Below are 6,564 nucleotides of genomic sequence, written 5' to 3' on the forward strand. Positions count from 1 at the left end.
GACGACCGGAGCGAGGTCGAGCGGCGAGCTTGCTCGTCCGCTCGTGCCGAGCGAGGGAGTGACCCCGCGAAGCGGGGAGGTGGCGGCGTGCTCCGGCTGACGCTGCGCAACCTCGCCGCGCACAAGGTGCGCCTGCTCATGTCGACGCTCGCGATCGTCCTCGGCGTGGCGTTCCTGGCCGGGGTGCTCACCTTCTCCCACGGGCTCGACCGCACCTTCTCCGGGATCATCAACGGCTCCACCCCCGACGCCCAGGTGCGCCCGGCCAACAGCGCCACCGCGGCCGAGGCCGCGTCCCGCCCCGGCGGTGGCGGCGCGGCGATGCTGGGGCCGGAGGCCATCGAGAAGCTGCGTACGCTGCCGGAGGTCGCCCGCGCCGACGGCGTCGTCCAGGGCGCGGGGCTCTACGTGCTCGACACCGACGACAAGCTGGTCAGCAGCTCGGGCGCGCCGACGCTGGCCTTCAACCACACCGGAACCCCCAACCTGCTCGGCGAGCCGTCGCTCGAGCTCCTCCGAGGGAGCTGGCCGACCGGGGACAAGGAGCTCGTCCTCGACGAGGCGACCGCGGAGAAGGCCGGTTACCAGGTGGGCGACTCCGTCACCCTGATCGCACCCCAGGGCGAGACCCGCCGCAAGGTCACCCTCACCGGCATCGCCGCCTTCAACGGCGGTGGCACCGCCGGCGCCCAGCTGCTCGTCTTCAGCACTGCCGGCGCCCAGAACCTGTTCACCGAGGGGAAGGACGTCTACTCCGCGGTCTCGCTGACCGCTGCCCCCGGCGTCAGCCAGAAGGAGCTCGCGGCGGCCGCGAACACGGTCCTGCCGAAGGGCTTCGAGGCGATCACCGGTGACAAGGTGGTCGCGGAGTCCGAGGACGCGATCGGTTCCTTCCTCGACGTGATCTCGGTCTTCCTGATCGTCTTCGCGGTGATCGCGGTGATCGTCGGCGCCTTCATCATCGTCAACACGTTCTCCATCCTGATCGCGCAGCGCTCACGTCAGCTGGCGCTGCTGCGCGCCCTGGGCGCCTCCCGCCGACAGGTCACCGCCTCGGTGCTCTTCGAAGCGCTGGTCATGTCCCTGGTCGCGGCCACCCTCGGCGTCCTCGCCGGCTGGGGGCTCGCGCACGGCCTCGCCGCCGCCTTCCGGCAGGCCGGGCTGGAGATCGCCTCCGACGTCCTCGTCCTCACCCCGCGCACCATCGCGACCTCGTACGCCGTGGGCGTCTGCGTCACGCTGGCCGCCGCGCTGCTCCCGTCCCGGCGGGCCGCCAGGGTGCCACCGGTGGCGGCGATGCGCGAGGACACCCAGCCTCCGACCAGATCCACCATCCTGCGTACGTCGCTGGGGATCGTCCTGCTGGCCCTCGGTCTCCTGCTCGCGGCGATGCCGCGGATCGGGATCCCCGAGATCAGCCTGCCCGGCGGGTTCGACATCCCGACGAGCCCGGCGCTGTGGGTGGGTGTCGGGGCCGGCGTCTCGATCCTCTCGGTGGCCTGGATCAGCGCGTTCCTGGGCCGCCCGGTGCTGGCGGCGCTGGCGACCGTCTCCGGCACCGTCTTCGGGATGACCGGCAAGCTGGCCGGCCAGAACGCGATGCGCGACCCACGGCGCACCGGCGCCACCGCGTCGGCGCTGATGATCGGCCTGGCGCTGGTCTCGCTCATCGGCGTGCTCGCGGCGTCGTTGAACGCCTCGATCTCCGACGTGGTCGAGGACCAGTTCAAGCCCGACCTGGTCGTGCAGAGCCCGACGTACACACCGTTCCCGACCTCGATCGGCGACGAGATGGAGAAGGTGGAGGGCGTCGCGACCGTCGCCCGTTCTCAGATCGCGCAGGCCGTCGCCGGCAAGGTGGACCTGCAGAACCCGAAGAAGAACGACATCGAGTTCCTCTTCGGCGTCGACGAGCACCTGCCGCAGGTCTATGACCTCGACGTGCTCGAGGGCAGCGCGGACGTCAAGCCCGGCCAGGTGCTGGTCACCGACGAGGCCGCGAAGGAGCACAGGTGGCGGCTCGGTGACCGCATCGACCTCACCTTCGTCAGCGGCCGCCAGCTGCATCCCCAGATCAGCGGGATCATCGCCCGGACCCAGGTCACCGGCGACATCACGGTGCGCATCGAGGACCTCGTCGAGGCCAAGGTCCCGCGTGAGGACGCCTCGCTCAGCATCCTGCTGGCGCGCGGAGCCGATGCGGCCGTCGTCCACGACCGTCTCGACAAGCTCGTCGAGGACCGGCCGGTGGTCGCGGTGCAGGACAAGGACGAGTTCGCCGAGTCGCTCAAGGGGCAGGTCAACCAGCTGCTCTACATGATCTACGGCCTGCTCGCGCTGGCGATCGTGATCGCTGTGATCGGCATCGTCAACACCCTCGGCCTCAGCGTCATCGAGCGCACCCGCGAGATCGGGCTGCTGCGCGCCATCGGGCTCGCCCGCGGCCAGCTGCGCCGGATGATCACCCTTGAGTCGGTGACCATCGCGGTCCTCGGCGCGGTCCTCGGGCTCGCCCTCGGGGTGCTCTTCGGGGTGCTGCTGCGCGACGCGCTGCGCGATGACCTCACCAGCCTGTCGGTGCCGATCGACCAGCTGACCGTCTTCCTGGGGATCGCCGTCGCGGTCGGCGTGCTTGCGGCGCTCCTCCCGGCCATCCGCGCGGGAAGGCAGGACGTCCTCAAGGCCATCGCCTCGGAGTAGGGTGCATCGCGTGAGCACCGAGCACTCCGCAGACCTGCCCGAACCCACTCTCCGCGTCAGCGAGCCGGAGACGGCCGCGGTCGGGATCCCCGGGGTGGCCCACTCGATGGAGTACGCGCTGCGAGAGATGGGTCCCAGGCGCAGCCTGCAGACGCTGCTCAAGGTCAACCAGGTCGGCGGCTTCGACTGTCCCTCGTGCGCGTGGCCGGACCCCGACCACCGCAAGGCCGCCGAGTTCTGCGAGAACGGCGCCAAGGCGGTGGCCTGGGAGGCGACCCGCAAGCGGGTCGACCGTGCCTTCTTCGCGGCCAACTCGGTCGCCTCCCTCGCCGAGCGCGACGACCACTGGCTGGAGGCGCAGGGCCGGCTGACCGAGCCGATGTACATCGCCCCCGGCGAGACCCACTACTCCCCCATCTCCTGGTCCGACGCGATCACGCTGATCGCCGACCGGATGCGCGCGACCGAACCCGACCGTTCGGTCTTCTACACCTCGGGCCGCGCGTCCAACGAGGCCGCGTTCGTCTACCAGCTGCTCGCCCGCCAGCTCGGCACCAACAACCTGCCCGACTGCTCCAACATGTGCCACGAGTCCAGCGGCACCGCGCTCGGCGAGGTCATCGGCATCGGCAAGGGCACGGTCACCTACGACGACCTCGCCGAACATTCCGACCTGATCTTCGTGGTCGGCCAGAACCCCGGCACCAACCACCCGCGGATGCTGACCGCGCTCGAGTCCGCCAAGGAGAACGGCGCCAAGGTGGTGTCGGTCAACCCGCTGCGCGAGGCCGGGCTGGGCCGGTTCCGCAACCCCCAGACCGTACGCGGCGTCACCGGCATCGGCACCAAGCTCGCCGACCTCCACGTGCCCGTGCAGGTCAACGGCGACCTCGCGCTGTTCGCCGGGATCAACAAGGTCCTCGTCGAGCGCGACGCCGTCGCCCACCCGTTCCTGGAGGAGCACACCGACGGCTTCGAGGTCGCCGCGCAGGCCTGGGCGGCGATGGAATGGGACGAGATCACCCGGCTCAGCGGCATCTCTCGCGAGGAGATCGAGTCGCTCGCCGACCTGGTCGAGAGCCGCGAGCGCATCATCGTCTGCTGGGCGATGGGTCTGACCCAGCACAAGAACTCGGTCGCCACGATCCGCGAGATCGCCTCGTTCCTGCTGCTGCGCGGCAACATCGGAAAGCCCGGCGCGGGCGCCTGCCCGGTCCGCGGCCACTCCAACGTGCAGGGCGACCGCACGATGGGCATCTGGGAGAAGCCGCCGGCGTGGTTCCTCGACGCGATCGGCGACGAGTTCGGCATCACGCCGCCACGTGAGGAGGGCTACGACGTGGTCGCCGCGATCGAGGCGATGCGCGACGGCGACGTCGACGTCTTCCTCGCCCTGGGCGGCAACTTCGCCGCCGCGACCCCCGACACCGCCGTCACCACGGCCGCGCTGGCCGGCGTCGGCCTCACCGTGCAGATCTCGACCAAGCTCAACCGCAGCCACCTCCACCACGGCCGTGAGGGCCTGATCCTCCCCTGCCTGGGCCGCACCGAGCGCGACGAGACCGGCGGCCGTGAGCAGTACGTCACCGTTGAGGACTCGATGGGCATGGTCCACGCCTCCCACGGCCGCCTGCTTCCCGGCTCGAAGGAGCTGCGCAGCGAGGTCGGCATCATCTGCGCCATCGGCGATGCCCTGTTCGGCTCCTCGAACGGCGTCGACTGGGCCGCGATGGGCATGGACTACTCCCGGATCCGCTGGCACATCTCCGCGGTGGTCCCCGGGTTCGAGGACTTCGAGACCCGGCTGAAGGCGCCCGGCGGCTTCGCCCTGCCCAACGGCCCCCGCGACTCCCGCACCTTCGCCACCGCGACCGGTCGCGCCCGGGTCACCGCCAACCCGCTGACCGCGGTCTCCGCACCCCCGGGACATCTGCTGCTGCAGACGCTGCGCTCCCACGACCAGTTCAACACCACGGTCTACGGCTACAACGACCGCTACCGCGGCATCAAGGGCGGGCGCCACGTCGTCTTCGTCAACCCCGAGGACCTCCGCGAGCTCGGCATCGCCGACGGCGACACCGTCGACATCGTCTCGGTCTGGACCGACGGCGAGCGCCGTGCCGAGGGCTTCCGCGTCGTCGCGTACGCCACCCCGCGCGGTTCTGCGGCGGCCTACTTCCCGGAGACGAACGTCCTCATCCCGCTCGACTCCTACGCCGACGGCAGCCGCACGCCGACCTCGAAGTCGATCGTCGTGCGGCTCGAGGGGCGCTGACGGGTTCGCTGGCCGCCTTCGGGTGGGGATCTGGATGTGTGTCCGTTTGGTCGCGTGCCTGGGTTCCAGCGCGGGTGGGGCCAATACCGGGTTTGGGTTGGGAGATTTACAGGCCAGGGTGTCTGGGTTCGGTGCCATTCGGGTCTCTTGCGGACTACCAGCAGCGGTCTGGGTTATCGCTGGGATACCTGTCCCTGATTGGGTTTCGATCGATTTCGTTCGACTACGTTTGAAGAGGTGTGGTAGGCTCGGCGCAGGCGTAAACGTGAAGGCCGACCACCTCGAAAGAGGCGTGCCCCTCCCTGTTCGAGGGGTAATCCAGGGGAACCAGGGGCGTGACCGCTGAGCTGCGAGGGTAAGTAATAGCCCGTATCTGGCGGGCCTCCGAGACCAGCGAACCAGAACACACCCGCATGCGCGGGCGTGGAGAGTTCGTACGTCGGGAGGTGACCGGATCGATGACCACGCTGCAGCAGCCCCAGCACCCTGTGCTCGGTGCCGTGGTCACCATCACCGGCGCCCTGGATCGGGTCGCGGCGGCGAACCCGACGTTCATGGCCACCGATCAGAAGGCCGCCACACTCCTGGAGATCGCCCGAGCCAAGGCTCAGCTGGCCGAGCTCGAGCTACGGGTGCTCGCCACCGCCCAGGACGTCGCCGCCGACACAGCTGCTCGTGATGTCGCGGCATGGCTGCATCACCACACCCACCAACGACCCGAGGTGCTACGTGCGGACCTGCGTCTCGCTGACGCGTTGGACCGGACCTACCACCACGTCGCGGCCGCCATGCGCCAAGGCGAGTGCAACCCCGCCCAAGCCCACGTGATCACCCAGGCCCTCGACGACCTCCCCACCGATCTCGACCCCGAGATCAAAACCAAGGCCGAAGAGGCCCTGGTTGCCTACGCGACCCAGTTCGACCCCACCCAGCTCCGCCGACTCGGACGCCGCATCCTCGACGTCATCGCCCCCGAGATCGCCGAGGCCGAGGAAGCAAAGCGTCTCGCGGCCGAGGAAGCCCATGCCCGGAAGAAGACCCGCCTGACCATGCGGCGTCTCGGGGACGGCACCACCAGGATCTCTGCGGTGGTCCCTGACGCGACGGCGGACCGGCTGGCCACGAACCTCGAAGCCTTCGCCTCACCTCGTCGTGATGACGGCACCCGCACCGACACCGGTGAGTACCTGCCCTACGACCGTCGGCTGGGCCTGGCGTTCTGCCAGCTGCTCGAGACCCTCGACCCGACCCGGCTCCCCATCCACGGCGGGGATGCGACCACGGTGATCGTGACCATCGACCTCGACCAGCTCCGCCAAGAGGCCGGCATCGCCCAGATCCTCGGCGGCAGCCCGATCACCGCAGCCGAAGCCCGGCGCCTGGCCTGCACCGCAGGCATCATCCCCGCCGTCCTCGGCGGCGACTCCGAGGCCCTCGACCTGGGCCGCAAGGAACGCCTCTTCACCGCCGCCCAACGCCGCGCCCTCCTCCTCAGATCCCCGACCTGTGAAGCCGAGGGCTGCGACATCCCCGGCACCTGGTGGCTGTCGCGATTTGAGTTGTCCCTGTCGGTGTCGGCCGGGCGAAGC

3 protein-coding genes are annotated in these 6,564 nt (G+C 70.0%); all 3 read left to right on the top strand.

Going from position 1 to position 6,564, the window contains the following annotated elements; genetic code table 11:
- Positions 1–87 precede the first annotated feature (87 nt).
- Complete coding sequence (locus ACIA03_RS28970) at positions 88–2,700, top strand: ABC transporter permease (RefSeq protein WP_396988966.1); 2,613 nt, start codon at positions 88–90, stop codon at positions 2,698–2,700.
- Positions 2,701–2,710: 10 nt separating this feature from the next.
- A complete protein-coding gene (locus ACIA03_RS28975) occupies positions 2,711–4,975 on the top strand; it encodes an FdhF/YdeP family oxidoreductase (RefSeq protein ID WP_396988967.1) in 2,265 nt (754 codons plus the stop codon).
- 458 nt (positions 4,976–5,433) lie between these two features.
- Positions 5,434–6,564 (top strand): DUF222 domain-containing protein (locus ACIA03_RS28980; RefSeq protein WP_396988968.1); only part of this gene is annotated, 1,131 nt, incomplete at its 3' end.

Origin of the sequence: Nocardioides sp. NPDC051685 (genome assembly GCF_044453405.1) — a bacterium.
In the GTDB taxonomy this organism is placed as follows: Bacteria; Actinomycetota; Actinomycetes; order Propionibacteriales; family Nocardioidaceae; genus Nocardioides.